General features: G+C 42.9%; 26 protein-coding genes. 13 read left to right on the top strand and 13 right to left on the bottom strand.

Going from position 1 to position 26,917, the window contains the following annotated elements:
- Positions 1 to 11: 11 nt before the first annotated feature.
- Positions 12 to 1,073: an ABC transporter substrate-binding protein gene (locus MHN32_RS05300; protein ID WP_239421124.1), complete on the bottom strand. Its 1,062-nt coding sequence runs from the start codon at positions 1,071 to 1,073 to the stop codon at positions 12 to 14.
- Between the two features lie 201 nt (positions 1,074 to 1,274).
- Here MHN32_RS05300 and MHN32_RS05305 point away from each other — a divergent pair, with 201 nt between their 5' ends.
- From MHN32_RS05305 to MHN32_RS05320, 4 genes are all read left to right on the top strand, one after another.
- The gene (locus tag MHN32_RS05305) at positions 1,275 to 1,667 is read left to right on the top strand and encodes a cytochrome b562 (protein ID WP_239421125.1); all 393 of its coding nucleotides are present in this window, start codon (positions 1,275 to 1,277) and stop codon (positions 1,665 to 1,667) included.
- 285 nt (positions 1,668 to 1,952) lie between these two features.
- Complete coding sequence (locus tag MHN32_RS05310; protein WP_239421126.1) at positions 1,953 to 3,401, top strand: basic secretory protein-like protein; 1,449 nt, start codon at positions 1,953 to 1,955, stop codon at positions 3,399 to 3,401.
- Between the two features lie 194 nt (positions 3,402 to 3,595).
- Complete coding sequence (locus tag MHN32_RS05315; RefSeq protein WP_227387897.1) at positions 3,596 to 6,424, top strand: TonB-dependent receptor; 2,829 nt, start codon at positions 3,596 to 3,598, stop codon at positions 6,422 to 6,424.
- 17 nt (positions 6,425 to 6,441) lie between these two features.
- Complete coding sequence (locus MHN32_RS05320) at positions 6,442 to 8,517, top strand: basic secretory protein-like protein (protein ID WP_239421127.1); 2,076 nt, start codon at positions 6,442 to 6,444, stop codon at positions 8,515 to 8,517.
- A 341-nt stretch (positions 8,518 to 8,858) separates the two neighbouring features.
- Here MHN32_RS05320 and ykgO read toward each other — a convergent pair whose 3' ends face one another.
- Positions 8,859 to 8,999, bottom strand: a complete 141-nt coding sequence (gene ykgO / locus MHN32_RS05325) for a type B 50S ribosomal protein L36 (protein WP_010373066.1) — start codon at positions 8,997 to 8,999, stop codon at positions 8,859 to 8,861.
- Between the two features lie 5 nt (positions 9,000 to 9,004).
- On the bottom strand, positions 9,005 to 9,262 hold the full coding sequence (locus MHN32_RS05330; RefSeq protein ID WP_010373063.1) for a type B 50S ribosomal protein L31: 258 nt from the start codon (positions 9,260 to 9,262) through the stop codon (positions 9,005 to 9,007).
- Positions 9,263 to 9,719: 457 nt separating this feature from the next.
- Between MHN32_RS05330 and MHN32_RS05335 the strand changes: the two genes are divergently transcribed.
- Positions 9,720 to 9,974: a hypothetical protein gene (locus tag MHN32_RS05335; RefSeq protein ID WP_010373062.1), complete on the top strand. Its 255-nt coding sequence runs from the start codon at positions 9,720 to 9,722 to the stop codon at positions 9,972 to 9,974.
- A gap of 46 nt (positions 9,975 to 10,020) precedes the next feature.
- Here the strand turns inward: MHN32_RS05335 and MHN32_RS05340 are convergent, their stop codons facing one another.
- Complete coding sequence (locus MHN32_RS05340; protein ID WP_029215798.1) at positions 10,021 to 10,674, bottom strand: DUF6058 family natural product biosynthesis protein; 654 nt, start codon at positions 10,672 to 10,674, stop codon at positions 10,021 to 10,023.
- Positions 10,675 to 10,848: 174 nt separating this feature from the next.
- Here MHN32_RS05340 and MHN32_RS05345 point away from each other — a divergent pair, with 174 nt between their 5' ends.
- From MHN32_RS05345 to MHN32_RS05365, 5 genes are all read left to right on the top strand, one after another.
- The gene (locus tag MHN32_RS05345) at positions 10,849 to 11,763 is read left to right on the top strand and encodes a dihydrodipicolinate synthase family protein (RefSeq protein WP_239421128.1); all 915 of its coding nucleotides are present in this window, start codon (positions 10,849 to 10,851) and stop codon (positions 11,761 to 11,763) included.
- Positions 11,764 to 11,818: 55 nt separating this feature from the next.
- Positions 11,819 to 13,102: a DEAD/DEAH box helicase gene (locus MHN32_RS05350; RefSeq protein WP_010605367.1), complete on the top strand. Its 1,284-nt coding sequence runs from the start codon at positions 11,819 to 11,821 to the stop codon at positions 13,100 to 13,102.
- 245 nt (positions 13,103 to 13,347) lie between these two features.
- A complete protein-coding gene (locus MHN32_RS05355; RefSeq protein WP_206471952.1) occupies positions 13,348 to 14,244 on the top strand; it encodes a helix-turn-helix domain-containing protein in 897 nt (298 codons plus the stop codon).
- Positions 14,245 to 14,375: 131 nt separating this feature from the next.
- Positions 14,376 to 16,163 (top strand): CDC27 family protein, encoded by a 1,788-nt coding sequence (locus MHN32_RS05360; RefSeq protein WP_227387899.1) that lies wholly within the window; start codon positions 14,376 to 14,378, stop codon positions 16,161 to 16,163.
- Positions 16,164 to 16,401: 238 nt separating this feature from the next.
- Entirely contained in the window at positions 16,402 to 17,598 is a 1,197-nt protein-coding gene (locus MHN32_RS05365; protein WP_206471953.1) for an alpha/beta hydrolase-fold protein, read from the top strand.
- Positions 17,599 to 17,666: 68 nt separating this feature from the next.
- On the opposite strand, the gene MHN32_RS05370 is transcribed toward MHN32_RS05365, so the two are convergent.
- From MHN32_RS05370 to zapE, 3 genes are all read right to left on the bottom strand, one after another.
- Positions 17,667 to 18,098: a nuclear transport factor 2 family protein gene (locus tag MHN32_RS05370; RefSeq protein ID WP_206471954.1), complete on the bottom strand. Its 432-nt coding sequence runs from the start codon at positions 18,096 to 18,098 to the stop codon at positions 17,667 to 17,669.
- Positions 18,099 to 18,124: 26 nt separating this feature from the next.
- Positions 18,125 to 18,613, bottom strand: coding sequence for a hypothetical protein (locus tag MHN32_RS05375; protein ID WP_174169251.1), 489 nt, complete (start codon positions 18,611 to 18,613; stop codon positions 18,125 to 18,127).
- 113 nt (positions 18,614 to 18,726) lie between these two features.
- Positions 18,727 to 19,809 (bottom strand): cell division protein ZapE, encoded by a 1,083-nt coding sequence (gene zapE / locus MHN32_RS05380; protein ID WP_239421129.1) that lies wholly within the window; start codon positions 19,807 to 19,809, stop codon positions 18,727 to 18,729.
- Between the two features lie 53 nt (positions 19,810 to 19,862).
- Between zapE and MHN32_RS05385 the strand changes: the two genes are divergently transcribed.
- From MHN32_RS05385 to MHN32_RS05395, 3 genes are read left to right on the top strand one after another with little or no spacing between them, the layout of a single operon-like run.
- Positions 19,863 to 20,462 (top strand): Crp/Fnr family transcriptional regulator, encoded by a 600-nt coding sequence (locus MHN32_RS05385; RefSeq protein WP_211865651.1) that lies wholly within the window; start codon positions 19,863 to 19,865, stop codon positions 20,460 to 20,462.
- A 60-nt stretch (positions 20,463 to 20,522) separates the two neighbouring features.
- Positions 20,523 to 21,158 (top strand): nitroreductase family protein, encoded by a 636-nt coding sequence (locus MHN32_RS05390; protein WP_211865649.1) that lies wholly within the window; start codon positions 20,523 to 20,525, stop codon positions 21,156 to 21,158.
- Positions 21,159 to 21,160: 2 nt separating this feature from the next.
- Positions 21,161 to 21,610: a DMT family transporter gene (locus MHN32_RS05395; protein ID WP_239421130.1), complete on the top strand. Its 450-nt coding sequence runs from the start codon at positions 21,161 to 21,163 to the stop codon at positions 21,608 to 21,610.
- Here the strand turns inward: MHN32_RS05395 and MHN32_RS05400 are convergent.
- The 6 genes from MHN32_RS05400 to MHN32_RS05425 all read right to left on the bottom strand — a co-directional run bounded on the left by MHN32_RS05400 (position 21,607) and on the right by MHN32_RS05425 (position 26,816).
- Positions 21,607 to 22,224 carry a glutathione S-transferase family protein gene (locus tag MHN32_RS05400; RefSeq protein ID WP_211865647.1) on the bottom strand — a complete coding sequence of 206 codons (618 nt, stop codon included), beginning with the start codon at positions 22,222 to 22,224 and terminating at the stop codon, positions 21,607 to 21,609. The two genes, MHN32_RS05395 and MHN32_RS05400, sit on opposite strands and share 4 nt — an antisense overlap.
- 222 nt (positions 22,225 to 22,446) lie before the next feature.
- A complete protein-coding gene (locus tag MHN32_RS05405) occupies positions 22,447 to 24,051 on the bottom strand; it encodes an AbgT family transporter (RefSeq protein ID WP_029215800.1) in 1,605 nt (534 codons plus the stop codon).
- A 124-nt stretch (positions 24,052 to 24,175) separates the two neighbouring features.
- Positions 24,176 to 25,654, bottom strand: a complete 1,479-nt coding sequence (locus tag MHN32_RS05410) for a deoxyribodipyrimidine photo-lyase (protein WP_206471959.1) — start codon at positions 25,652 to 25,654, stop codon at positions 24,176 to 24,178.
- On the bottom strand, positions 25,647 to 25,976 hold the full coding sequence (locus tag MHN32_RS05415; RefSeq protein WP_211865639.1) for a hypothetical protein: 330 nt from the start codon (positions 25,974 to 25,976) through the stop codon (positions 25,647 to 25,649). Before MHN32_RS05415 ends, MHN32_RS05410 begins: the two co-directional genes overlap by 8 nt.
- Positions 25,969 to 26,232, bottom strand: coding sequence for a DUF3081 family protein (locus MHN32_RS05420; protein ID WP_010373027.1), 264 nt, complete (start codon positions 26,230 to 26,232; stop codon positions 25,969 to 25,971). Before MHN32_RS05420 ends, MHN32_RS05415 begins: the two co-directional genes overlap by 8 nt.
- Before the next feature lie 44 nt (positions 26,233 to 26,276).
- Entirely contained in the window at positions 26,277 to 26,816 is a 540-nt protein-coding gene (locus tag MHN32_RS05425; RefSeq protein WP_226899315.1) for an isochorismatase family protein, read from the bottom strand.
- Between the last annotated feature and the right edge of the window lie 101 nt (positions 26,817 to 26,917).

Genomic DNA, 26,917 nt, shown 5'->3' on the forward strand with positions numbered 1-26,917 from the left:
TTCTTAAATTCTCAATTCTTCACATTATTATTGTGGTTATTTTTATTAAGTGAGTGAGTTAGTTCTGTAATGGTAAATTGCGCTGGATCGTTAATGTAACGTAAAAAGTCCAGGTGTTCAGGAAAGTTTCCATGTATGGCATGATACAAAGGTAAGTGAGCGTCATCCAGCGATTCGAAAATAGACAAGGTCACGCTGTCTATTGGTGTAAAGTCTCTATGATATTGTGCTAGCCGAGCTAAAGTATAGGCCCCAAGCAACACATGCCCTCCGATCGAAACATCTAACTTTGGCGCAATACCTTCATCCCAATTAATCCCACCTATGACGATCTTACGGTTTAACTCTTTAGCAGCGAGTAACGCGCCATAAGCAATAGGATCATTAGCAGCCCAAACGGTTGTGATTGCGGAGTCTCGCTGTAACCACGCTTTAGTGAGACGATAAGCTTCATTCTGAGACCATTGACAATTTGCCTCTGCGATTAATTCTAGCTTTGTATGGTGCTCAAGATAAGCGCGCATGCCTTTTTGTCTATCTAATGCCGCAGTCGTCGCCACGTCTCCTAGCAAAGCTAATACATGTTGCGATGGATTGGAGGACCTAAGTGCTTTTCGCGCAAGTTGATGCATTAATTTAAAACCGGCTTGGAAATTGTCTGGCTCAATGGTGCCAATAATTTGGTGTCCTGACTTTAACAGAGCTACTTCCTCTGTTTTAGTCGGTCCGTTGAGCAAGAAAATAATCTTGATTTTGGTGGCTTTGGTGTTTAACAAATAGGGAACGACACTCGACTTTTCGTTAACCAGCACAAGGTAATCAGCATCACTTTTCAAGGCTTGCTCTACGAGCGATTTCATCAAAATATGGTTGCGCTGCGCATAACTGATTTTGAGGGAAATATTCATGTTAGTAGCGGCCGCAGTCATCACGTTGCTGACGTTATACCAAAAATCCCCTGTAGGATTTTTTGTTGCAAAGCCAGGGTTTACAAATTGAACGTTGAATCGTTGTGCAGATAGCACGGCCATCGGCGATAAGAGTAAAAAGATGAACAACAATTTTCGGATCATAAGTCTCTACATTTTTGATATTCAAAAAGTGTGCTGCTAAATACGCGACGTCGTTAGTTATGAGTATAGTTTACGCTAGAATCGTTGCGCTATCTGCCTGTTTTTTGAATGCTATTCAGGATCAGCATATTTTTCATAGCATTGAATTTAGCTCATACGTTAATTGCTTTATACTAGCGGGCAAAGAGTAAGGGGACTTTGATGAGAAAAATCGTATTTACATTCGTGTTGTTGTTTTCGATGTCTGGAGTTGCGCATGAGTCAAGCGAACTGAATAAAACCATGAAGGAAATGGGTCATATTTATAAGCAGGCTATGAAAGCGCAATCTGCTCAAGAAATGCAGGCGCACTTAACCGAGCTGACTACACTCGTTAATGAAAGTAAGCAATTTCAGTTTAAGCAAGAGGTGTCTGCCGAGTCAGTTGCGGGCTTGAATAAAGTACTCGAAACCATTACTAAAGCGAGTCATGAAATAGACTCGGGAAGAGTTGAGAAAGCTCGTGAAATGCTTTTAAAAATTGATGAGCTGAGAAAGCAATACCACAAACTACACGAACCACCGAGCTTTTGGGAATTACTGTTTGGTAGTTAAGCTGAGATTCGAATAGTTAACTTATCTAATCGCTGTGGTTATTTCTTGTTCTATCGCAGCGGCTTTGCTCATCTGTCTTGGCTTTAGTTGAGGATGACAAAATACTAGCGAGTGGTAGTTTGATTTTTCAGGGTCGCTCGTTAGTTCTCTATAAAATCCAAAAAGCGGTGAAATAGCGTTATCCTTTTCTGCACTTATTAAAAATTACGTGAAAATCTACTCAAAATAAGTTGCATTATTAATTGGAACGATCCAGTATATTTGTTTTTAATCTGGGAAATTTCAATGAAAACCTCCTCATTAGCCAGTCTAATTTTACTTTCATTTTGTGGCTCCTCATTAGCAAGTGCCAATGCGCTCTACGACATCACCGAACGCGATGCATTCTCTGTAACGAGTGACGTAAAGGAGCAAATCCAAGGTGAGGGGATAGAGCAATTAGTTGATAGGTCGCTAAAAAGCAAATTCTTATCTAAGCAATCTAGCGCTGAGATTGTATTTGATCTGAAAGACGTAAAAGCGCTCAGACAATATAGTCTCACCTCAGCCCAAGATGCCCCGGCGCGAGATCCAAAGCATTGGACTGTAGCCGTATCTACAGATGGCAAGGCTTGGCAAGAGGCTGATAAACGCAATAATATCGTATTTTCAAGGCGAGGTGAAACGCTCGCTTTTGACCTACCCAAAACAACGGATGCGAGGTACGTGCGCTTTACTGTAGCACAGGAAGGTAAAACGCAGTGGGGCGACCGCTTTTTGCAAATCGCTGATCTGGCGCTCTATGCACAAACAAGTTTACCACTGGCGAACTTTACTGCAGATAAAACCGTTGCCAAGCTTAATGAGCCAATTTCTCTGCAGTCGATATCTGCAAACTCACCAACAGCACTAAAGTGGAAGGCTGAGGGCAAAACGAAGCTGCCAACCACAAAAAGTGTTGAAGTAGTTTATGACAAGCCTGGTAACTACGATGTTACTCTAATGACTAAAAATGCGCATGGCTCCGACCTTAAAACCCGTGCGAACTATTTAAAAATATACGATCCAAATCAACCATGGAAAGGCTTTGAGCCGCCAAAGGTCAAAGTGGTTATCGAAGATACTGAGTCGGCAGGGTCGAAACGCCTGCAAGCGCTATTTCCTGATATAGCCACTACGGTGGATGACGTAACTCGCCAATTGGCCCCTAGGTTGTACAAACACTTTGCAGAGCTGCCAGAGTTTGAGCAAGTTACATTTAGGCTAAAGTGGATGGACACAATAGCCTATCGTTCTGGAGACGAAACAAATATGGAAATCGTGTTTAGTTCAAAGTACATCACCGAAAAACTCGCTGCGCAGCCAGATGAGCAAGTGGAATACGAACTCCTTGGTGTGCTCTGGCACGAACTTACACATGGATATCAGCTATTTCCAAAAGAGAGAAGTTATTCTGAGCCCGATGTACATGCATTTATTGAAGGAATGGCGGATCTCATTCGAATTCAAGCGGGATACCATAAAACCCGTTCACCTAAGCCGTCGGATTCTTGGATTGGTGGATACACAAATACAGGGTTTTTTCTTGCGTGGCTCGCTGAGTCTTATCCAGATTTTACCTATCGTTTTAATCAAACAGCGGTAGAAATAGAAGATTGGTCATTTGAAGATGCAATAAAATCAGTTACTGGAGAGCCTCTTGATAAGCTCTGGTCTCGCTATCAAAGTGAGCTAACTGCCAAGAAATTGCAGTGAACTAGCAAGAACTAGATGATTACAACTTGTCATCACTATGCTGTAAATGTACATAATTTGTTGACAGGTTTGTTTTATTGCTCATAATTGGAACGTTCCCTTTTTGATTTCTGCCTGAAGCTTTGTTGGTTTTGCTAAGGGAGAAATGAAATTTTAATAAAAATTGGAACGTTCCTTTAAATTGTGGGGGTCTTATGACAACAATAATATATAAACATAGCCTGATCGCTGCTGCTGTCCTAGCAGCGGTAGCAACTAACTCAGTAACAGCCGCAACAGAAGAACAAGCAGAAGAAATAGAACGCGTTGAGGTGACAGGATCTCGTATCAAGCGTATCGCCATTGAAGGTGTTACCAATGTCCAAAGTCTCTCTTCCGCTGATATGGTCAGAAGTGGCTTTAACACAGTGTATGATGCACTGAGTAGTATTTCAGCCGCCAGTGGTGCCGTTCTCGGTGAAGTAGAAACTGGCTCCTATACACCTGGTGCCAAAGAGTTAAACCTGTTAGGTGTTGGACCTGAATACACACTAATTCTCGTTAATGGTAAGCGCTTGGCTTATTACCCAATGCCGTACGGTGGCCAAACCAATTTTGTTAATCTCGATATGTTGCCAACGGCGATGGTTGAGCGCATCGATATTCAATCCGGCGGAGGCTCTGCAATCTACGGTTCAGATGCGATGGCTGGGGTAGTCAATATTATCACCAAAAAAGGTATGGACGAGCATGTCGTTGAAGCATTCTATGGCCAGGATACTTATGGTACGGGTGATAAAAAAGGCTTGTCGTTTGTTGGTGGTTTTGAGCAAGACGACTTTACGTTTGACTACTCACTAGAATACAAGACGGAAGAGGCGCTAACTGGTGCCGACAGACCTTTTCATGACAGCGTTTGGGATAATCCAGATCCAACAAACAAGCGAGAGCTCAATCGTTCAATTACCGTATGGGCTGAGAATACCGAGTTCAAAAATCAATATTCAGCGCAGTACTGTAATACAGATGATAATCCACACCCGACTGCGGTTCAGCACTTTATTAGCCGCAATGATTACGGCCTAAGCTGTGGGTGGGATGAAACCGGCAACAATTTGCTCCGTAACCAAGTTGAAACCATGAGTTTGTATATCAACTCGGTGTACAGCATCAACGACGAACACAGTTTTTTTGTTAACGGATTTTATATCGATCAAGAAAAGAAAGGGGCACGAAATCCATTCTTCTTTGCTCATGCAGAGTCAATTCACGGATCCATGTTTTGGGATCCAGATATCAAAAATAAAGCTGGTGGCTATGGCGCTCCAGTTAAGTATATGTGGCGGATAGTGAATGATTCAGAATATACAAATGATGGCTTAGGTCGAGTATACGATGATAAATCTTATTCATTTAGTTTTGGTCTTGAAGGGGAGGTAGCAGATTACTATTACTCCGTTGGCTTCAGCCGTTCACAATACGATTTCTCTGATAGGTACTTGCACCACACGGTTGAAGGAAATAACTGGCTAAAAGGACCAAAGTTGGGAGAGGTTGATGGCATGCCAATCTACCGTCCAAATTACCAAGCTTTTTTTGCGCCTCTGACCCAAGACAATATGTATAACATGGCTGATTGGGCAACCTACGATGGCTTATCGTTCAATGAAACCCTAACCGCAGATCTGTCCGGGGATTTATTTGAGTTGCCAGCAGGGTTTGTGTCTTTTGCCGCATATATTGAGCTGATGAAAGAAGGGACGAGGGCGACGCCCGATAGCAGAATACTAAATAAAGAGTTTGTTGGTCTAACTGGCGTTATCACCGATGGTGAACGTAACCGTTATGCTGCGGCGACAGAATTTATGATCCCAATTACTGAACAGATCTCTAGTGAAATAGCGCTGCGTTATGACCACTATGATGATATTTCTGATGTTGGTGGGGCATTTACTTATCAAGTTGGTTTTAAATATTCTCCTACTGACGCGCTGATGCTAAGAAGTGCGTATGGCACAACGTTCCGTGGTCCTAGCATGAGCTCAGTATATCAAGGGTTTGCTGGTAACTTTGGACGAGGCTCGGACAGAGTGATTGCAGATGCATGTCTACGTTTTCAAACCACAGGGGATCCCGCTCAATATAATGCTGATGCATTAACTATCAGCTGTGCAGACTTAGACACAACAAATAGCAATGAGCCAAAGCTAGATGCTGACTTTGAGACAATCTCGGCAGGCGATCCAACTTTAAAAGAAGAGTCTGGTCATTCATTAACGTTCGGTCTTGTGTATGAGTACTCCCCTGAGCTGTCATTCAATGTTGATGTTTATGACATTGTCTTAAAAGACAAAATTACTCGACTTGGGTCTGGCGAAATTCTTGATAATGTCTGGAAGTGTGAAAACGGCTTAATTGATTCATCTTCTGCTAAATGCGCCAATATGCAAGACAGAGTACAGCGTTTTGATCAAGATGGTCTGGCAACCGACTGGTTAGGGAACACGAAAAAAGGGTTACCGTACACCGCAGCAATTATCAGAGAAGGTTATATAAACGCCGCGGAAAGGCAGCATGGCGGCGTCAACTTTGGTGTGAAGGGCACGTTTGAGTCAGAGCTTGGTGAGTTTATTTATAAGCTTGATTACAGCCATGTTTTAAAGAAAAAAGAAAAGCTTCGTCCCGAAGATCCGCTTGAGGATGTGCTAGACAGTCAAGATAACTATAACTTCAAAGATATGGCATCGTTTAACCTGACTTGGCAGTTGGAAAAGACCGCAATTTCATGGCAGGTAAATTATAAAGGAAAAAATTGGAACGGTGCTGATTTTGGTCAAAGAGAAAAGTTACCTGCATGGATAAAGCATAACCTAACCATTGGCCATTACATCAATGACAATACGCGAGTGATGTTTACGGTTCAAAACTTATTAAATGCGATGCCGCCTCAAGACGACTCGTTTAGAAGTTACCCATTCTATAAAGCGGGTAATTACGACACGAACGGGCGCGAGTTCTTACTAAAAGTTAACTACCAATTTTAATAATAAAGGGTAACGAAATGAGAAAATTAATGCTATCAGCGGTGGCAATGGCCGTCGCTGCGACACTAATAGGCTGTAATGATGGTTCTGAATTTGTTGAACGTGATAAACCTGAACAGACTCAATCATCCGGGCAGCCAGACTCTGGCGCATTGCGTAATATCACCTCAGATACTGGGGTTGAGATTGAGGCTATTTTAGCGGATGGTGTACAAGCCTCGCCCGCAGGTGAAAGTGTCGACAAACTTATCGACGCTAACACGAGTACAAAATTCCTGGCTTTTGCGTCAAACGTCACTGTAGTGTTTAAAGCCGCGACAGAGATTGAACTTAGAGAATATAGCTTTACGTCAGCAAACGATGAAGCAAACCGAGATCCAAAACAGTGGGTCGTATATGGCTCAAATGATAAATCAGATTGGATTGAGCTGGACTCAAGAGCGGGAGAAGTATTCTCTGCTCGAGGACTGACTCGCAATTTTGAATTGGCCGAAAGCGGCGAAAAGTATCGCTACTTCAAATTTGATTTAGTACATGGTGGTACGGATAGCTATGGTGCTGATATTACGCAACTAGCGGAACTCGAAATCAAAACGGTATCGGATATTCCTATCGTCGCATTTAATGCGACAAACACGACTCCAGAAGTCTCTGAGTATATTGTTTTTAGAGATGAGTCGTTAGTTAACCCGACTAGCTGGCAGTGGACGTTTGAAGGTGGTATTCCTGCGACAAGTACAGAGCAAAGCCCATTGGTTAAGTTTGAAGCTTTAGGGCCAAAAACCATTACACTGGTTGCGAGTAACGACAAAGGGGAAGCGACATTAGTTCAGCAAGACTTTATCCGTGTGTGGGATCCAGTCTCGCCATGGGCAGGGTTTCCAGAGCCTGTGATTGAAGTGAAAAAGGAACTACCAGAGCACCCTGGACAGCTGGCGCTTGAACGTGCGGTACCAGATCTAAATGCCCTTATTCATGAGATTTCTTTGAAGATTGCCAAGCGCTTATTTAATAATGTAACCGAAATCAACGTTTTTGAGCACGTTACTTTTATTACCGGAGACTTTGATGCGCCGGCTTCAAAGGCCGGTGAAGGCAAATTTATGGAGCTTAGGTTTGATGTTAAGCACATCGCCAACCTAGAGGGTCTTGGAGATGAGGCTATCCGTAACGAAGTTATTGGCGTGCTGTGGCATGAGCTGACTCATGGCTACAATAATGTTCCGGCTGAAGGTGAATATCGTCCGGGCACGGATTATCATACCTACTTAGAAGCGCTGGCTAACTTTATTCGAATTGATGCTGGTTACTTAGAGCATAGACGCGGTGGAGTTCGCTGGATGGAACACTACAATGTTGATGCTTACGATCAAACAGCATTCTTCTTTGAGTGGGTAGAAAACAGTCACCGTAACACCGATTTTATCCGTAAGTTTAATGCGGCAGCAAAAACGCTTGATGCGTGGAGTTTAGACACCGCTTTTAAGTCTATATTTGGTGAACAACGGGGGATTGATGCAGTATTTGAAGAGTATCAAGTCTACCTTGCAAGCGTCGGTAAGTTACCACCAGTACCACTTGGCTATCAGAACTTTGCACCCACTAGCACTCAGGTAACAACAAACGGAACTGCACTTGTGCCTTTTAATGAGGGGGCAGACAAGCTTAATGATAGAAATATTACGTCTAAATTTAATGTGGTGTTGGAAGCCCCTGCTTGGCTTGCACAATATGCGCCTGACTTGTTGCCGATAAAACAGGTTGATAAGGCCCAGGTTAACTATGTGTTTGACAGCGCTAAAACAGCAAAATACTACTCATTAGCGACAGCGGGAGACAACCCTCATCGCTTTCCAAATGCGTGGCAGCTACAGGGCTCAAATGACGGTACGAATTGGATTACGCTAGATACTCAACAGTTCAACGAACTACCTAATACGATGGAATACTATAGCTTTGCTATCGAGAGTCCAAATGCGTACACCCAGTATCGTTTGGAACTTGAGCATACCCGTGAAGGCGGTGGAATTGGCGGTGCTGGCGGAAGGCTAATTCAACTAGGCGAATTCTCATTGTGGGAAGCAAAAGAATAGGGCCAGCTGACCTTTCTTGAAAGATAAACAGGCCCTAGCCTTAAATAGTCTAAAGGTGGGCAATGCCCACCTTTAAAACGTACTTAACCTGAGGTTTGGATAAGGAATGTTCCAACTCATTGTTGCTAAAGCACAGCTTAGTTTTCTCCTTGTCTAGCCAGAGAGTTTTAGGGAAAACACCGCTTCCGCGTCCTGCTCTCGCTAAGGTACCTACATCCTGTAGGCAAGGCAAATGTACGCACCAATAGCTGGCTATTGGAAGTGAATTCATGCAGTTAGCGCTAAAACTGGCTGCTAGAAAGGCATTAATTATCCGCAGCTCAGGTTACTTATTTTGACCTTTAACGTTTCTTCTTCTTTTTACCTTGAACTGCTTTAAATCGCGGATTAGATTTACAAATTACGTAAACCCGACCGCGTCTTTTTACGACTTGGCACCCCGGTCTATTTTTAGCGCTTTTGAGTGAGCTCAGTACTTTCATCTGGTTTATCCTTTTTTAGTCGCAAGGTTTTTAAAGCGACGGTTAAATTGTGCAACTCGACCATCACTTGCCACCAACTTCTGTTTACCAGTGTAGAAAGGGTGAGACGCACTAGAGACGTCAATTGGGAAGTAAGGGTAAGTCTTACCATCTAGTTCAACGGTTCTGTCTGATTTAATGGTTGAACCAACAATAAAGTACTTATCAACCGATGTATCATGGAAGGCAACAAGTTGATAATCAGGGTGGATATTGGGTTTCACGACAACGACTCCTAAATAATGTGTTGTTATATTGTATCAATATAAATCAAATAAAAACTATTCTCAACAACTAATTTGTCGTTGCCGCTATTTAGTGCGATACGCCTAATTTGTCGACGCATGCGGAACTAAACTGAATGCATCTTGAGCAGTTGATTAAAAGGGGCTTACTTTCCTTAAAATTGCCTGATATAACTAGTTCTAGATAGTTTCTCAAGTAGTCATATTGGTGTTGACACCTAACCGGAATAGTAGCGAATAGACTTTTTTGGAATATAGCTATCGATGTAAGCCTGTTGGTTTGATAGATATGAGATAAAAGAGTGAGATCCAATTGAGGCTGGCTTAACGGTTAATAACCTTCACTAAATGAAAGAGGTCTAGCAAATAATTAAAACCTAGTACGTTCGCGAAAGTACTTTGTTCGCTAACGCAATACAGATATAGAGCATTTATTATGGATAAACATGCTGAGTTAGATAACTCAATTTTGGCTAAGCTTCACAGCAGCGATGACAGCGCGTTACAGCAAGAATTAGACACACTCTCTTGCACACATAGTGACATAGTGACACTACTGGCACAGTATCAAACGCTCAGTGAGCAAGATGATGAACTGTTCGATGCTTGGTACGACAGCTTATGTAAAGATCAGTTAAAGGTCTTAAAAGCATTTGAGATAATTCGTGCGCACATAGAACAGCAAATATAAATACGCATAGATTGTCTGGCGAAGCGGTTGTGCGCCAGACTGCAGATTATTTGATTGATAAGTCGTACTTACTAATCAATTGGTCAATGTATCGAGTGCGTAGCGATTCTGTTTGCTCAGCTTGAGTATTGGCTGCCAATGCTTTGTTTAGTAGCTTCATGGCGCTGTGTACTTGAATACGTTGCTCTGGGGCAATGCTGCTGGCGGTTCTTGCTTCTGTAATGTCGTCGATAATCGCGCGGCCTAGGTCAATATAAAGTGCTTCCTCTACGAGACCATTTTGGCTGATCACCCCATACTTGCCACATAAAAACTGTTGCCAAACTTGCTGTACATGCTCTGTAAGGTCATCACTAAAGCTTGGATCTTCGGTGTAAAAGCCTTTTTCAATACATTTCGTAAGTGCTTCACAGTAACGCTGTTGAAATAACTCAAATGCACTACTTGATTGATCTACTTTATGTTTAAGTAAAAGTTGCCCCCAATTGAGTAGGCCTCGGGCATAAAAATCAGTATATTCTTCACATTCGTACAGGCCAAAGTACGAACTACACTTAATTTGATTTTGAATACTATAACTCGGATTTGGGAATAGGCTCATTTGTTGCCATTCTAAGAGCTGTTCTTCAGGTATCTTTAAGCTGCTGCTCAGCTCCAAAGTGGTATAAAAGTGCGTATTTAGAAAATGTGTCAGTCCCATAAAATTAAACTGGATAAATATACAGTATTTTTGATTTTGCTGGATCTTTACGCAAATAACAAGCACTAAAGTTAAATTTCGTTAGATTTAACCGATTTACTCAGGTTTATGGGTCGGATCTCAGTCAGATTTATGGTAAAAATGGCTGTCAACTGGAAGAGTAATAGAAAGACCATGCATCAGATCCAATCAATAAAAAAAGCAAGCTTAATTACCGCTATTAAAACCCCTTACACAATGGCGGGTGAAATTGACTTAGATACTTACGACAAGCTAGTCGAAGCGCAAATCGCCGGCGGTGTCGATGGTATTGTTGTCGGTGGCACCACAGGTGAAGGCCAACTGATGAATTGGGAAGAGCACTTAATGCTCATTGCCCATTCTGCGAATAAGTTTGGCGATAAACTGCTGATTGTTGGTAACACTGGCAGCAATAACACCAGAGAAGCAAAAAAAGCGACTGAATATGGGTTTGCATCAGGTATGCACTGTGCACTACAAATAAATCCGTATTATGGCAAAACCTCAATTACGGGTGTGAAGGCTCACCTGAAAGAAGTCTTGGAAATCGGTCCTGGCTTTATTTACAACGTGCCTGGCAGAACGGGACAAGACATTACGCCCGATATCATTGAGCCGCTGGCCAGCCACAAGCATTTTGTTGGTATGAAAGAATGTGCGGGTGATGAGCGTATCGCACACTATGAAGCGAAAGGCATTGCGTGTTGGTCTGGTAACGATGATCAAGCCCACGATAGCCGTCATAACAGCCAATCTCATGGCGTTATTTCTGTTGCTTCAAACATCATTCCGGGCTTATTCAGGCAATTGATGGACACGCCTAACCAAGCGCTTAACCAGTCTTTGCAACCGTTAATGAACTGGCTCTTTTGCGAACCAAATCCAATTGCTATCAATTCAGCTTTGATTATGACTGGCGCAGTCAAACCGGTATTTAGATTGCCTTATGTGCCACTGTCGCCAGCACAGCAAAAAGAGGGGATTGAACTCCTTTCTCAGTTAAAAGAAAGTGAATTTGTTGGCTCGACACCAAAATTAATTGACGAAACCTTGCTTAAGTTTTGTTAAAAGTCGGTTTGTCATTTATAATCTGCGACCGTTTTTGACTCGGTCGTAGGTTATTATGGCAACGTTTTCTTCATTTAGTTTCGCACAGCCTCTTTTAGATGCGCTGCAAGACATCAATTTTCATACATTAACGCCAATTCAACAGGCGGCTATCCCAGCTGTCCGTCAAGGTAGTGATGTGCTCGCAACAGCGCAAACTGGAACAGGGAAAACCGCAGCTTTTGCATTACCTATCATCCAAAAATTGCTTGAGGCTGAAGCACAGTCGACGCCAAGAGCGTTGATTTTGGCGCCAACGCGTGAGCTTGCCGAGCAAATCGCCAACAACTGTGCGACATTTGCTAAGTACACAGACTTAAAAGTGCAGGCACTGTTTGGCGGAGTTAACGCCAATGGCCAGGCTGAGCGCTTAAAGCAGGGCGTGGATATTTTAGTGGCAACCCCTGGACGCTTGTTAGATCATATCCGCCTAGGTAATGTCACGTTAAGTAACGTTAAACACTTAGTGTTAGATGAAGCTGACCGCATGTTAGATATGGGCTTTATCACCGACATGCAAAAAATCATTGAGCTGGTGGATAAGCAAAAGCAGCTATTGTTGTTTTCTGCAACTTTCCCGTCGGCAATGAAGCAGTTCGCGAAACAAGTGTTGGAACACCCTAAGTTAATCCAAGCGACGCCAGAAAATAGTACAGCCGACACGGTTCGCCACGTTGTTTATCCAGTTAAAGAAGAACGTAAGCGCGAGTTACTATCTGAGCTGATCGGGACCAAAAACTGGCAACAAGTGCTGGTGTTCGTCAATATGAAAGAAACCGCGGACAAGCTAGTTGAAGAGTTAAAGCTTGATGGTATAGATGCAAATGTATGTCATGGCGACAAAACTCAAGGCGCTCGTCGTCGCGCTTTAAGAGAGTTCACCGAAGGCAAAGTACGCGTTATGGTTGCAACCGAAGTCGCAGCTCGCGGATTGGATATCGTTGGCCTGCCACGCGTGGTTAACTACGATGTGCCTTATCTTGCCGAAGATTATGTTCACCGCATCGGAAGAACTGGTCGTGCAGGTCAGTTTGGTTATGCGATCACCTTTGTAAGCCGCGAAGAAGAATCTGACCTTATTCATATTGAACAGTTAATTGAGCAGCAAATTTCACGCTATTATCTGCCGGGCTACGAAGTGGCAAATCGTGAAAGACTGGTTGAAACTATCCAGAAGAAACCCGCGCATCAACGTCGTAAGGCGCGGGTGAATAAGCCTTCGAATCAAGCAAGTGCAGAAGCAAGATTAAAAAACCGCTCTCGTATTGCAAATGTACGTAAGCAGCAAAAGAAGAAGTAAAATTGTTTTTTTGCTTTATTTACAACGCCAGCTAGCACGCTGGCGTTGTTGTTTTTAGCCAATGTGGCGTACAATAGCGAAAAATAATTATAAAAATACGGCTTGTGCTTCAGTCATTTCACATTGTTCCAGTTAATGTAATCCAACTCGCCTCTCTTGGGGCTTATCTCCTCGCAATGTTAATTTTTGCCAATCAACCACGCGCAAGAATGCTCGTCATCTATTTGTTATGTCAATGTGTGCTGATGACAACCAATTTTGCTGAAGAAGCGTTAGGGGCTAGAAGCTATTTACTTATCACGCCTGTATTTACCCTAGCTACTGGGCCTTTAGTCTATTTTCTGTTTAAAAATCTACTGCATGCTAATCGGGATAAGCAAGAGCGAAGATTAGTACATTTCTTACCTGTTTTGCTGGCGCTTCCATTTACTGAATACACCCAGCTTGTGATTGCGTTTGGCACTGTCAGTCAGTTGATTTATTTTGCTTTTACGGTGCAACTTGTTGGCTTTTACCAGCAAGCATCCGCGGAGATCAGAGCGGACGTCAACACGTGCGATTTACAATGGATAAGAACAACGGTTGTCTTGTTTGTGATCTTTGCTCTGGTGGATTTGGTTAGACTCAATATGCAAACATACAACGACATCAGCACTAAAGCACTCTGGTATTTTATTGACTTAGTTTGGTTACTTGCAATTAATCTTTACCTAGTTGTCAAAGTACACAATCAACCACACCTCGAAGATTCTATAACGCAAGCCCAAGAAATAACGTTCAATGAGGTGGACAAACAGTCAGAAGATCCAACCGAGATATTCAATGCAATTCATAACACGATTATGCAGCACTATTTATATCGACAGCCACGCCTGACTATTCACGACGTTGCTGAGGTTATTGGACTTGGGGTAAAGGATATCTCTTGGGCCATCAATACTTGTGGTGGTTACAACTTTAATGAGTATATCAATAGCCTGCGGGTCGATGAGGTAAAACAGCAACTACAGTGCGAAAAGCAAACAACGCCCAACTTGTTAGCGCTCGCAATGAATGCTGGGTTTAACTCAAAATCCTCGTTTAACAGTGTTTTTAAAAAGCAAACGGGTTACACTCCAAGTCAATTTTCAAAATTAATATAAGTATATTAAACAATTGCTTATGCTTAATTCTGAGTGTTTTTTAAAAGTCCTAGAAGTACAAAATCCTGATATTGCACGCTATATAAAGTCGTTATAGGTAATCTGGAGTTAAATCGATAACAAGGATAAAGATGATGTATTCAAGTTTTCTCACTCATGTGGCCACTTACCTGACTTTTAGTAGTTTGTTTATCGCGCAGCCTGCAAAGGCTGAACCTATTCGGGTGCTGACATCAACGAGCGAACAAGTGCATGTTGCACAGCAACTAGATGTTAAATCCCCAGTGGATTACCTAAATACACGGATCAACGCACTAGCGTTGGTACGTAGCAAAAATTGGCAGCAGGCGTTACCACAACTGCAAAAGCTTACTAAGTCGTATCAAGATGACGGAGACACTTGGTATCTATTGGGATTAACGCAAATACAATTAGCGCATTATGAGCAAGCTATCATTGCGCTGAAAAAGGCGTTGTCACTGGGTGTAAACCTAACCAATATTCCTACCGGTTCGCGCCCCTCAAATGACATTATGATAAAGATTGCAGGCGCGTATGCTGCACTAGGTAAAGTGGATGAAGCTAATCAGTGGCTGAGTAAGTCTTTGTCAGCGCGGTACGACGAACGCAGTAGCTTAGCAAATAAAGGCGTTTTCGACTCCATCAAAGATAATATGCAATTTCAGCGTCTTACAGGTAACTATAAAGACACTTCGCTCACTCGGGATCAGCAGTGGAATGCAGATTTAGATTTCTTACTCTCAGAAATTAAGCGGTTGCATGTTAACGAACAGGCAAGTAACAACCTGGATTTAATTACGTTGGCAAATAATTTGCGCTCAGATATACCCAAGTTAACTGATCAGCAAATTGTCTTCGGTATGATGCAAATGATAGGCGCGCTTGGTAACGGGCATAACTTTATCGTGCCGACCTTCGGAGAAAAAGGGAATTTCACTCGTTTGCCAGTGCAGTTTTATGCCTTTACCGATGGCCTTTACATTGTTGATGCTGAAGCTGAGTTTAGTGATTTAATCGGCTATAAAGTCACAGCCTTTGCGAAAACACCAACCGCAGATGCAATGGCGAAAGTTGCCGAGATTAATCCGCGAGATAATGAAATGCAGCAGCTTTGGCTTGCGCCTTATTATCTCGCCATGCCCGAAGTACTCGCTGGACTAGAGTTGATCGATGCGTCAAATGAAGTGTCTATCACGGTAGAAAATGCGCAGAGCGCGCAAAAGACCATTCGCCTTAGTGGCCAATCATTCGAGTTTCGCGGCTTTCCGACTTTGCCAGAAAATCATCAAAAAAGCCCACAATATCTGCAAAACGTCAATAAACCTTATTGGTACGAAGTGGATAAAAGCAATGAGGTTTTGTACGTGCAATTTAATGCCGTTGCACAGATGAAAACGCAGTCGCTAGCGCAATTTAGTGCGGAGTTGATAGAGACAATAAAAGACGGTGAAGTAAATCACTTGGTGCTGGATTTACGACATAATAGTGGTGGCAATGGCTCCATCTTACCACCATTACTAAAGGCACTTATTTATTTTGAAGCGGCAAAGCCAGAAGGCAAGTTATTTGTAGTGATGGGACGTAATACCTTTTCTGCAGCGCAAAACCTCTTGACCAATATTGATAGCTTTACCAATGCCATATTGGTTGGAGAGCCAAGTGGTTCTCGGCCAAATCATATTGGTGAAGCTGGAAGGTTCCGTTTACCGTTCAGTGGGGTGTTTGGACTCGTTTCGTCGCAGTTTCACCAAACTTCTCGCGCAGAAGACCACCGTATTTGGATTGCTCCACATATGCCGGTATTGCCGGACTCTGCAAGCTACTTCAATGGTGTCGATCCCGCCATGAAAGCCATTTATAGTGTATTGGATAAAAACGTCGATGGTTTAGTTAAGTAACCATCGCGTAAGTGAACGCTTTTTAGGCCAAATCTTAAAAGGAAGTGGCAGAAATGGTAACTGCAGCAGCGTTATTGTTGTTTTCTTTGTGATTGCCGCCTTGCTGTATTTCTCCGTTTAAGTGTATGCGCTGACTATCTAAAAAGTAAGCTAGCAACAAGAGGGACATGGGGTGCTATCAATTCCTGAACCATTATGCTAGCTTTGTTAGTGAAATCAACTAAATGGAATAATAATAATGAGAATTGGTAAGGCAGTTCAGTGCTTGTTTGCTGTGACTTTAGCGGCTTTCTTTTCGGTAGCTGCGATGGCAGAGTCCGAAGAAAAGACAAAGCAAGAATATGAGCAACAAACAAAAACCTTGATGTCAAAAGTACTTGATGAAAAGAGAACTTTTACAATTCAACTACCCAAAAATTATCACACCAACCCCAATAAAAAATACCCTGTGATTTATCGCCTTGATGGTAAAGGCAACCTTCCGTTGATGACCGCTGTACTTGAGCGTTTGCAAGGAGCAAACGTTTCTGCCGCACCTGAAGTTATTATTGTTGCAATCGAAAATACAGACAGGTTAAGAGATCTTTATCCAACTAAGAATAAAGAGCCTGCAGGACCTATGGATATTGGCGGCGGGGCACCTAAGTTTTTAGAGTTTATCGAGACTGAACTTATTCCTTATGTGAACCAGACCTATCGCACTCATGATTTTAAAGTCATTGCAGGTGCATCTGCAGCGGGTACTTTTGCGCTTTATGCTTTGCAGGCAAAGCCTGAGCTATTTCAAGCGCATATTGCTTATAGCCCAGCGGTATGGTGGAACTTTGGCGCGACAGCAAAGAGTACCAAAGCATTTATTTCCAAAACGAAGCAGCTAAATAACTTTCTATATATCACAATTGGTGAGGAAGGTGGCGTGATGCGCGAAAGATACGATGATATGGCACGCTTTCTAGCAGCAAATCAACCACATGATTTGCGCTTTTTCAGTGAGGCTTACGACAATGTTCCTCATGGACTTGTGTCTGCAGCTGGTATGTTTAGCGCGTATCAAAAGCTGTTTTTGCCAACTCAAATGCCTGCTCGTGCGTATACCGGTGAATTGAGCTCTATTACTAAGTATTATCAACAACTGTCTGCTCAATATGGCGAGGTTTTTGAGCCACAGGAAGCAGTGATCAGAGAGCTTGGCTATTACCACGTAAGCATGGGTAACGTGAAAGAAGCAATTAAGTTGTTTAAGTTTGGCGTTTCACGCTATCCAAATAATGCAGATGCCTACAACGGCTTAGCATATGGCTATGAAACCGACAAACAATACCAAGCATCTTTACAGCAAGTAAACAAAGCGCTGGCATTGTCATCGAAGGGTGATGGTGGCTACGATGTCTTTGTTGCTCGTAAAGAGCGGCTAACTAAATTACTTGGTGAGTGATAATCAAAATGCGTAAATAGGCCACTTAGGTAATCGATGTGGTCTATTTTTTGAGTATTTATTGCCACTTAAAAATAGTGGCGAATACGCTTTATTTTTTCGCCGCTAAACTCAAACACTGTCATAAGCTTTTGCTTATTTTCTTTTTCATCCGTGTTACCTTGCTGATCAACGCAAGGATGTAGATACTCAACGGTCACCGCATTAAGGCCTTCAATGATGTTTGTGACTTCGATATCGCATTTTCCGTATTGGCCTAGATAGCTGAGTAAGCCTTTCTTATACTCTTCTTTTGACAATACGGCATTAAAGCGAGGGTGCTCGAATGAGGCATCTGGCGTTAAAAGCGTAAGTAGGTGAGTAACATCAGACTCTTTTGAATATTGGTGTTCAACGGCTTTTTGTGCCTCGAAGTAAGCGTTAACCTTGTTGCTCAGTGCTTCTGCGGAGCAAAGACTTGAAACCAGCATGAGTGGCAGCAGTGCATATCGAACTTTCATTATGATTTTCCTTAAATTATTGTTTTTTACTCTGTATTGAATGCAACGTTTCGACCGGGAAATGCAAGTTTAGAAAATGGCCATGCCGTTTTTAACCAATGAGTAATTGTTTGATAGACTAGGTTATCCAATGTGATATCTTCTGCTCCTATCCATAGATAGACATCACAATCAAAATCTGAAGATTGTGGCGGATCGATATAGACACAACCGATATACTTTTCACTGTGTCTGGTGTAAACCGCATAGGCAAATGCCGCTCGCGACATAAATTCTTCCTTGTGGGTGGCTAAACTCGCAATGTTTTCCTCATAAGTCATAGTAGCTTTCGGCCAGTCTGAATTCGGACCAAATATGCCTTGCAAGCGTACTTGATTAGCCATCACCAGCTCATAATCTACTATCGCAATTTTCTCATTGAGCACGGTAAAAGAAAAATGGGATGTGCTAACCCTCGTTGGTGGCATAAAAGAGTCAGGAATAAAGGGCTGAGCTTGTTTTTGTTGATTAGTCACTGTCGCCAGTACTCTCTGACAAGGGAAACTTTTTCATAGAAACATACTTTTTATTATTATTTGCAGCAGGTTAGCACTCGTTTGTAATTTATACAATTATAAAAATTGTAAGCTCAGTAGGCGCTAAGAGACCAACTTTGCATTTCTGTCACTCGACTAATGCAGCGAGCGAAAGCAAATGCCAGTTGCTCACCTTGGTAGATTTGCGATATGGGCGCAGCGGCCAAAAAAACAACCGGTACTTTGGCTTCGTAACATTCATCGATAAGCGCAATCAGGCGTCTGGCCTCATCGTCGCCAATCCTAGGTTGCGTTGAGTTATTTGGGCGGATATAGCCTTCCTCAGTTCCTTGCGCTACATCTTTATTCTCTGGAGTAACACCCAGTAGCGGTAACTCTGAGATGAAAATACAGCTAAATTGATCTGCAAGCTCAATATAGTCATTGATTGCGCGAGGGCTTGAGCAGATCTCCATAAAATCAAAACATGCTACACTTTCATTTGCGCCAAGCACGTTAATTAGACGATGATTAATTTCAAGGATGCCCGGTTTGAATATGCCACCTACATTAGTAAAGGCGTTCCAAAATGCTTGTTTATCGTTGACGAAGTAGTGGTTTGCCGTTGTACCTTTGCTAAATCGATGGTCCGTCTCACCACATACAGATATGACATCGCAGTGACTTATAAGCAGCGCAATTGTTGGCTCAAAACGGTCTCTATGTAGTCCATCTTTGTATAACTCGGTTGGGTGGCAATTGGAGGTTGCAACTAAGGTCACGCCATCTTCAAAAAGGGCTTCAAACAATCTCGCCATAATAATGGCATCGCCAATATCGGTGACAAAAAATTCATCAAAACACAATAACGATGTTTGCTCTGCCCAATTTTGGGCGATGCGCTTTAAAGGATCTCTCACACCTTGAATTTGATTGAGCTCTTTATGCACCTGTTGCATAAAGTGATGAAAGTGTAGGCGAGTTTTGTCTGTGACGTCAGTGAATTCATAAAACCAATCCATCAGCATTGTCTTGCCACGCCCGACAGGGCCATAGAAATAGATGCCTTTATTCGAGTGACCACTAGCGAGTGAACGAGAAAGGGCATCTAAAGCTGAAATTGCAGCTTGCTGCGCTGCATCAGGAGTAAGATTTCCACATTCAATTTGTGCTTGGTAATGGCTAGAGATTGACATAGACACTGCAAATAGGAATAGTTAATCCGAATAATATCATAAAGCTATAACTCATGGATGCACTAACAAGATTAAAACAAGCAGTAGACGCCTATTACCCGCTTTCTCAAGACACCTGGTCCGCTATTGCTGCGATCACCAGCATCAAACTACTTGCGAAAGATGAGTGGCTTTACAAAGAAGGAGCGTATCTGACTACTTTTGCATTTTTACATCAAGGGTTAGTTAGATTAGTAAACACCAATACTGCTGGGCAGGAATACAATAAGCGTTTTTTTGTGGCGGGGGAGTTTCCTGGTGTGATGCATGCTCTACATCGCCAAGAGCCCGCCAATCAAGGGATCCAAGCGCTTGAAACATCACAGGTAGTCCTAATCAATTTCAAGCAGTTTAGAGCACTATTAATGGATAATCCGGAATTAATGCGATTTCAAATACTGTATCTTGAAAAGAACTGGTTGTTAGAAAAGGATAAGCGAGAGCTTTATATGGTGCAGTTAGATGCCACGGAGCGCTATCTCGCATTTTTAAAAGAGCAGCCAGAACTTGCTGAGCGTGTACCACAATACCATTTAGCGTCCCATCTTGGGATCACTCCTACACAGTTAAGCCGAATAAGAAAATCGTTAAAAAATTCAGGTTCGTTTACATAGGTAAATGAGCCAAGCTCTTCACCTTGTTAAAGTTGCCTCACACATAATGGAGAACAACTTATGAATACATCACAACTAGAATCGTTATTGAATTGGCGCTACGCCGTCCGCAAATTTTCTGAGCAAACCATTGCTCAGGACAAAGTAGATAAGTTAATCGAACTGACGGGGTTGAGTGCTTCAGCATTTGGCTTACAGCCTTATAAGATTATTCAAATATCCAAGCTATCGATGAAAAAAGCATTGCTACCGCATTCGTATGGGCAACAAAAAGTGCTTGATAATAGCCATCTATTAGTTTTTGCTGCGGATATGTCACCTTTAGATAGCCAAGTAGAGCGCTACATTCAAGACTTTAAGGCGAATCGAAACCTTGATGAGCTTGTCTATGCGCAGATGGAATTGGGTATGAAAGACGCGCTACACACCATGGACTTTGAGTCTCAATATAGCTGGTGTTCTGAGCAGGCTCACTTGGCCCTCGGTACATTACTACTGGTAGCCGCCAGTATGGAAATTGATGTTTGCCCAATGACCGGTATCGATAAGGTTGCCTACGATGACATCTTGGGTCTGTCATCCTTAAATTTACGCACGGTATTAATTGCGCCAATTGGCATTCGTGACAGCACGGATGTGAACGCGAATACAAGCAAAGTAAGGAAATCGAGAGACTTGCTGCATATTGAGGTGTGACGATGATTTTTGCCATATTAGCCGTTTTTGCAGGTGGTGCAATCGCGGTGCAGGCAAGCATGAATGCACAGCTTAGCGGTTTATTAAAAAGTCCGATATTGGCAGCTGGAGTGGCGTTTACCGTCAGCGCATTCTACGCCTTTATTGCCTTTCGGGTATCTGATAACGTGCTGCCAGCAACCTCAGAGCTAAAAGCGGTGCCTTGGTACTTGTGGTGTTTAGGTGGGGTGCTAAGTGCAACAGGGGTGGGACTCTGTTATTTTTTAATTCCTAAAATGGGTATAGGTAACCTAATGGCTTATTACTTGTGTGGTCAAATGGTGGTAGCTATGGTGATCGGTCAGCTTGGTCTCTTTGGTGTACCTTATACGCCTATTAACCTGCAAAAAGTCGTGGGTGTGATTGCTGTGCTGACCGGTATTGTACTTATTAACGTTAATCGTTCAGGCTAAAACTCAGCCATTTCTAAAGCTTTGCTAATAGCAGGTGTTGCCGAAATTTGGCGATAATAGCGGCGTAAATTCTTAAGCGAAGGCGTTTTTTCTAAAAATGTCTTCGCACGCTCACAAAGCATAAACAAATAGCTGTCGCACAGCGTAAATTGATTTGCAAACAGGTAATGATTGTCTGCAAGTAAGGTATCAATAATACCAAACCCTTCTTCTAATCGACCTTGCTGCGAGCGAATAAGGTCGTCATACATTAAAGCACTTTGGGTGTGTCGTTCTGGGTAGGTATACATCAATAAGTCGCTGTGAATAGAAGCGCTCATAAAATGCATCCATTGCAGGCACTGTGATTTTAGTTTTAGCTCAGTTGGGATAAGCTGCTTGTCGATGTGCTTTTCAGCAAGGTACTGAGAAATTGCAGCGCTTTCAAATAAGGTAAAGTCGTCGTCAACGAGGGCTGGTACTTGTCCGGCAGGGCTTAGTTTTAAGTATTGTGCACTACGGTTGGCGTTTTTTTTGATATCCACCAGTTCAAGTTGATAAGGCTCACCAATGAGTTCTAATAAAATATGAGGCGCAAGGCTCGCACTTTGTGGATAGTAAAAGAGTGTATACATAATTCACCTAATGTTAGGTCACGTGTATCACTCAGGAACAGGGCATAAAATAACAGTGATCACGTGAAGTTAGTTTAATACCAATGTAATAATTGCAATGTTATTGGTATCCAAAATCGGCTCCTTCTTCGCTGTCTCCTATTCAACCTTAGGTGAGGGTTGAGGTTTTCACAAATAAAAATGCCAGCAAATGCTGGCATTTAGATAATTTTAAAGTATTAGCTACGGATTGTAGTAGATAGGAGAGTTAGGTCCAACTGGTAGACCAAAGCCAAATACCCACACGTAGAATAGTGCTACCCAGCCTATAAAGAAGAACATGCTGTACGGCAACATAGTTGCTACTAATGTACCTATACCCATGTCTTTTTTGTATTTCGTCGCAACCGCTAATATCAAACCAAAGTAGCTCATCATGGGAGTGATAAGGTTAGTAACTGAATCTCCAATACGGTACGCTGCTTGAATGGTTTCCGGCGCATAGCCGATAAGCATAAGCATTGGAACGAATATCGGTGCCGTGACAGCCCATTGAGCTGATGATGAACCAAGGCTTAGGTTAACTAGTGCACACATGAATATAAACAGTACGAATACTTCAGGGCCAGTTAGGTTTAGCGCCTGCAATAGTGCTGCGCCATTTATTGCAAGGATTGTACCTAGGTTTGTCCACTTAAAGAATGCAACAAACTGAGCGGCAAAGAATACCAACACGATATACATGCCCATAGAGCTCATGCTTTTACTCATTGCATCAATAATGTCGCGGTCATTTTTCATGGTGCCAACCACACGGCCGTACACAAAACCCGGAATAGCAAAAGTAACAAAGATAAATACCACGATCCCTTTTAAAAATGGTGAGCCCGCTACCTCGCCTGTTACCGGATGACGTAAAATGCCATCTTCTGGCACTATGGTTAAGGCAAGTAAAATGCTTACTACGAGTAGTGATACGCCCGCCCATTTGAGGCCTGATTTTTCTTTTGCAGAAAGCTTCTCGATATTGTTTTCACTTAAATCAACGCTGGCTTCTTTAGGGTCGTATTTCCCTAAACGTGGCTCTACGATTTTCTCAGTGACTAAGGTTCCCACGATGGCAATTAGGAATACTGAAATCATCATGAAGTACCAGTTCGCTTCAGGTCCTACTTGGTAAGTTGGGTCAATCATCTGCGCAGCAGGCGTCGTAATACCAGCTAATAGCGGATCGATTGTGCCAAGCAATAGGTTTGCGCTGTAGCCACCAGATACGCCAGCAAATGCAGCGGCTAAACCGGCAAGCGGATGTCTACCGAGGCTATGGAAAATCATTGCGGCAAGCGGAATAAGTACAACGTAGCCAAGTTCTGATGCGGTGTTAGACAAGATAGCAGCAAATACAACCATGAACGTAACAAGGCGTTTTGAAGCGCCCATTACCATGCCGCGCATTGCAGCTGATAGCATGCCTGAGTGTTCTGCAACACTAACCCCTAGTAATGCAACAAGTACGGTGCCAAGTGGTGCAAAGCCAGTAAAGTTAGTCACAAGACCAGTCACAATGCGTTGCAAACCCTCTGCACTCATTAAGCTTACGACTTCAATGACACCGTCGGGGTCGCGACCTGCGGAGCCTTCTGGGCGAGGATCGATGGCAGATAGCCCCATCCAATCGGCAATACCACTAAATACCACGATGGCGATACAAAACATTGCAAACAAAGTAATAGGGTGGGGAAGCATATTCCCTAAGAACTCAACAGTTGCCAAGAAGCGATTGAATAATCCCCCTTTTTGCCCCTGTTGGTCCTGACTATCAGCTTGCGTCTCTACAGCATTTGACATAGCTAAATTCTCAGTTCCAAAAAATGGCGCAACCTTAGCATTTTTTTTACATGAGATCATGCTTAAGCGGCTATTTGTCCTCTTTTTAGGGTGAAAGGCGGAACATTGTGCAAAAACGGATCAGTTAGAATAGCTTAAGCTGATTTTTATCAGAACTTGCTTGTTTTTTGCGTCCACGACTTGAGCGACGCCTTGAAGCGTGAGTATGAAGCACTCTGCCTGTTTCATCTTTATCTAGATGTTGCTTATAAAATGCGGAGATTTTTTCACGGGCAATTTTTGCTGCGTCATCGGGTAATATAGCAGGGCGCTGATATTGGTCTTCTTTTAAGCTGGTATAAAACCAAGGTGTATGCAAGTAATGCGTTGGAACGTGATTAAGCTCAGGAATGTAGCGGCGAATAAATTGGCCTTCTGGATCATATTTTAGCCCCTGCGTTATGGGGTTATAGATGCGAAACGGATTTATCCCAGTAGTGCCTGACTGCATTTGTACCTGAGGATAGTGGATCCCAGGTTCATAATCTATAAATAGAGTGGCAAGTCTTGCTGCTGGTTGTTTCCAATCAAGCCATAGATGATAGCTTGAAAACGCCATCAACATTGCGCGCATGCGAAAGTTTATCCAGCCTGTGGCGATCAGCATTCGCATACAGGCATCAATAAAGGGGACGCCCGTGTTGCCGTGAGCCCAAAGTTCATAACGTTGCGTATTAAATTCACTCGCACGCATATCAATTAAGGATGCATGCACAGCGCGCTCAGCATAAAGCGGTTCTGATTCGAGCTTTTGCACAAAGTGGCTATGCCAGTAAAGCCGTGATAAGAAACCGCTCTTATTGCGTTTTGAGTCAACATTTAATTCAAGAGTTTGTTGTAACACATCCCTGAGGCTTAGCACGCCATAGGCCAAATACGGACTGAGTCTGGAGCTACTGGTTACGGCTTTTACCGGGCTTGAGATACCAAATAAATAGTTGTCTATCCTATGATTAAAAAAGCTATTCAAGGTTTGCTGCGCGGCTTTGAGTCCACCTAATTGTGGCTTTGGGGCTGAGTTGCTGTCATTCCCAGGGTAGTCATTTAAAAGTGCAATACCACTATGCTGTTGCAGCAGTGGATTGATTTTTGAAGGCGTTGGTAGGCAGTCGCTTTGCAGCCAGTCCTCGGCTTGCTGTTGCCACTTATCACGATTAATTTTTCCCCTAAATACGGCTTGTTGGCGATATTCTTCATACGATACGTGTCGTTCTTTGCACCAGGCAATAACACGCAAATCGCGCTCAAATGTCCATGTATTCCCCGTTTCTTGATGGCAATAAAGGGTTGCGATCGCGATGTGCTGATGGATCTTTTCAAGTATTTCAATGATATCACCCTGGCGAATCGTCAGCGTGCCACCTAAAAGCTGCAGCTGCTCTGCAAGGCTTAGCAGCGACTCCTTCAAAAATTGAAATTGTCTTTCGCTGGTATCGGGGAGCTGCCAGTATTCAGGTTCGATAACATACAATATCAGGGTTGGTCTGCCATTATTACACGCTTCGTAAAGTGGTCTATGGTCGGACACTCTTAAGTCACGTTTGAGCCAAACGAGGTTAATCATCTAACACACCCTTAAACAATAAAGGGTAGCGGCGTAGGCGTTTTCCTATGTAGTCGTCGGCGAGGATCTGCTGGCAAATTCGCTCTACATCATCGTCCACCGCAAACACCCAATCAAAGCGCTCAATGGCGAGCAAAAAGCCACGTTTTAAAAAGCGTTGCTGGCGAAATTCATCGCAGTTCTGTTTGATTATCTTGAGTTTACTTGGATTTTCCCTGAGCGCTTCGACGACCTTACTTACATATGCGCGGGTTTGTTTGCTTTCAGGGTGGGGACGTCTAACGCGACGTCCTCGGTTGGTATTTGGATATAAGCTACTCATTCGCCTCTTTAAAAATGTAATCTAGCTTCTTAATAAAATCGTCTTTGTGCTTATCTTGTTCATAATCCAAGTGATAAGTATTATGAAACCCAGAGCGCAGTAACACGCCACTGCCTTGCAGGTATATGGTGTAACCATCTGGATCTGAATAGGCCACTATGCCCTCATAGCGTTTACCTTCTTCGGTTACTTCACCGTGCTTTTGAATATGCTCGAACACCGTTAACAAGAACTTGCTATCTAATTCATTTTTCATTGTTCACCTCGATACTTGGAATACGCTTTCACTGTGATAGCCGATCACTTAACTAACGCTGAAATTGCCTTAAATTGCTCATTTTTGGCTGATTTTAGCCACTGAAATAAAATAGACTCTAAAGCCAAAAAGCGTGCGCCATCTGCTTGCATCTGCATTAGCGCCCAATCAGTGTGTTTTGGATTGCGTGAGCAAATACCATCGGCAACTATTACAACGTTGAAATTGTCCGCCAGCAGGTCATTGACGGTTTGTTGTACACAGATATGACTTTCGAGGCCAACCACGACGATGGTGTCGCGTTTATATTCTTGAATAGCTTGTTTGCATGATTCAACGTGGTAGGCACTAAACGCGGTTTTTTCGATAACCGGGAGATTAAATTCAAGTAAACTCGGTGCTGTATGGCCAAGCCCTTTGGGATATTGCTCAAAAATCAGTGCGGGAACAGTCAAATGTTCTGCAGCTTGTAGTAGGGTGGTTACTTGGCGCTCGATATCGCCAAATACCTCAATATGAGGACGAAATTTTTCTTGAATATCGATCACTAAGATCATGCTGTCCGAAGGTATCAAATTCATCATCTTCTCCTTAGAGATTACGTTGCAAGGCGAGCACGCGCGCTTCGCTAATACGTTATTTATTCGTTACAATGGTATACCCACTTAAAAAGTAAACGGTTTTG

This window comes from Pseudoalteromonas sp. Of11M-6, from assembly GCF_022347905.1.
GTDB lineage: Bacteria > Pseudomonadota > Gammaproteobacteria > Enterobacterales > Alteromonadaceae > Pseudoalteromonas.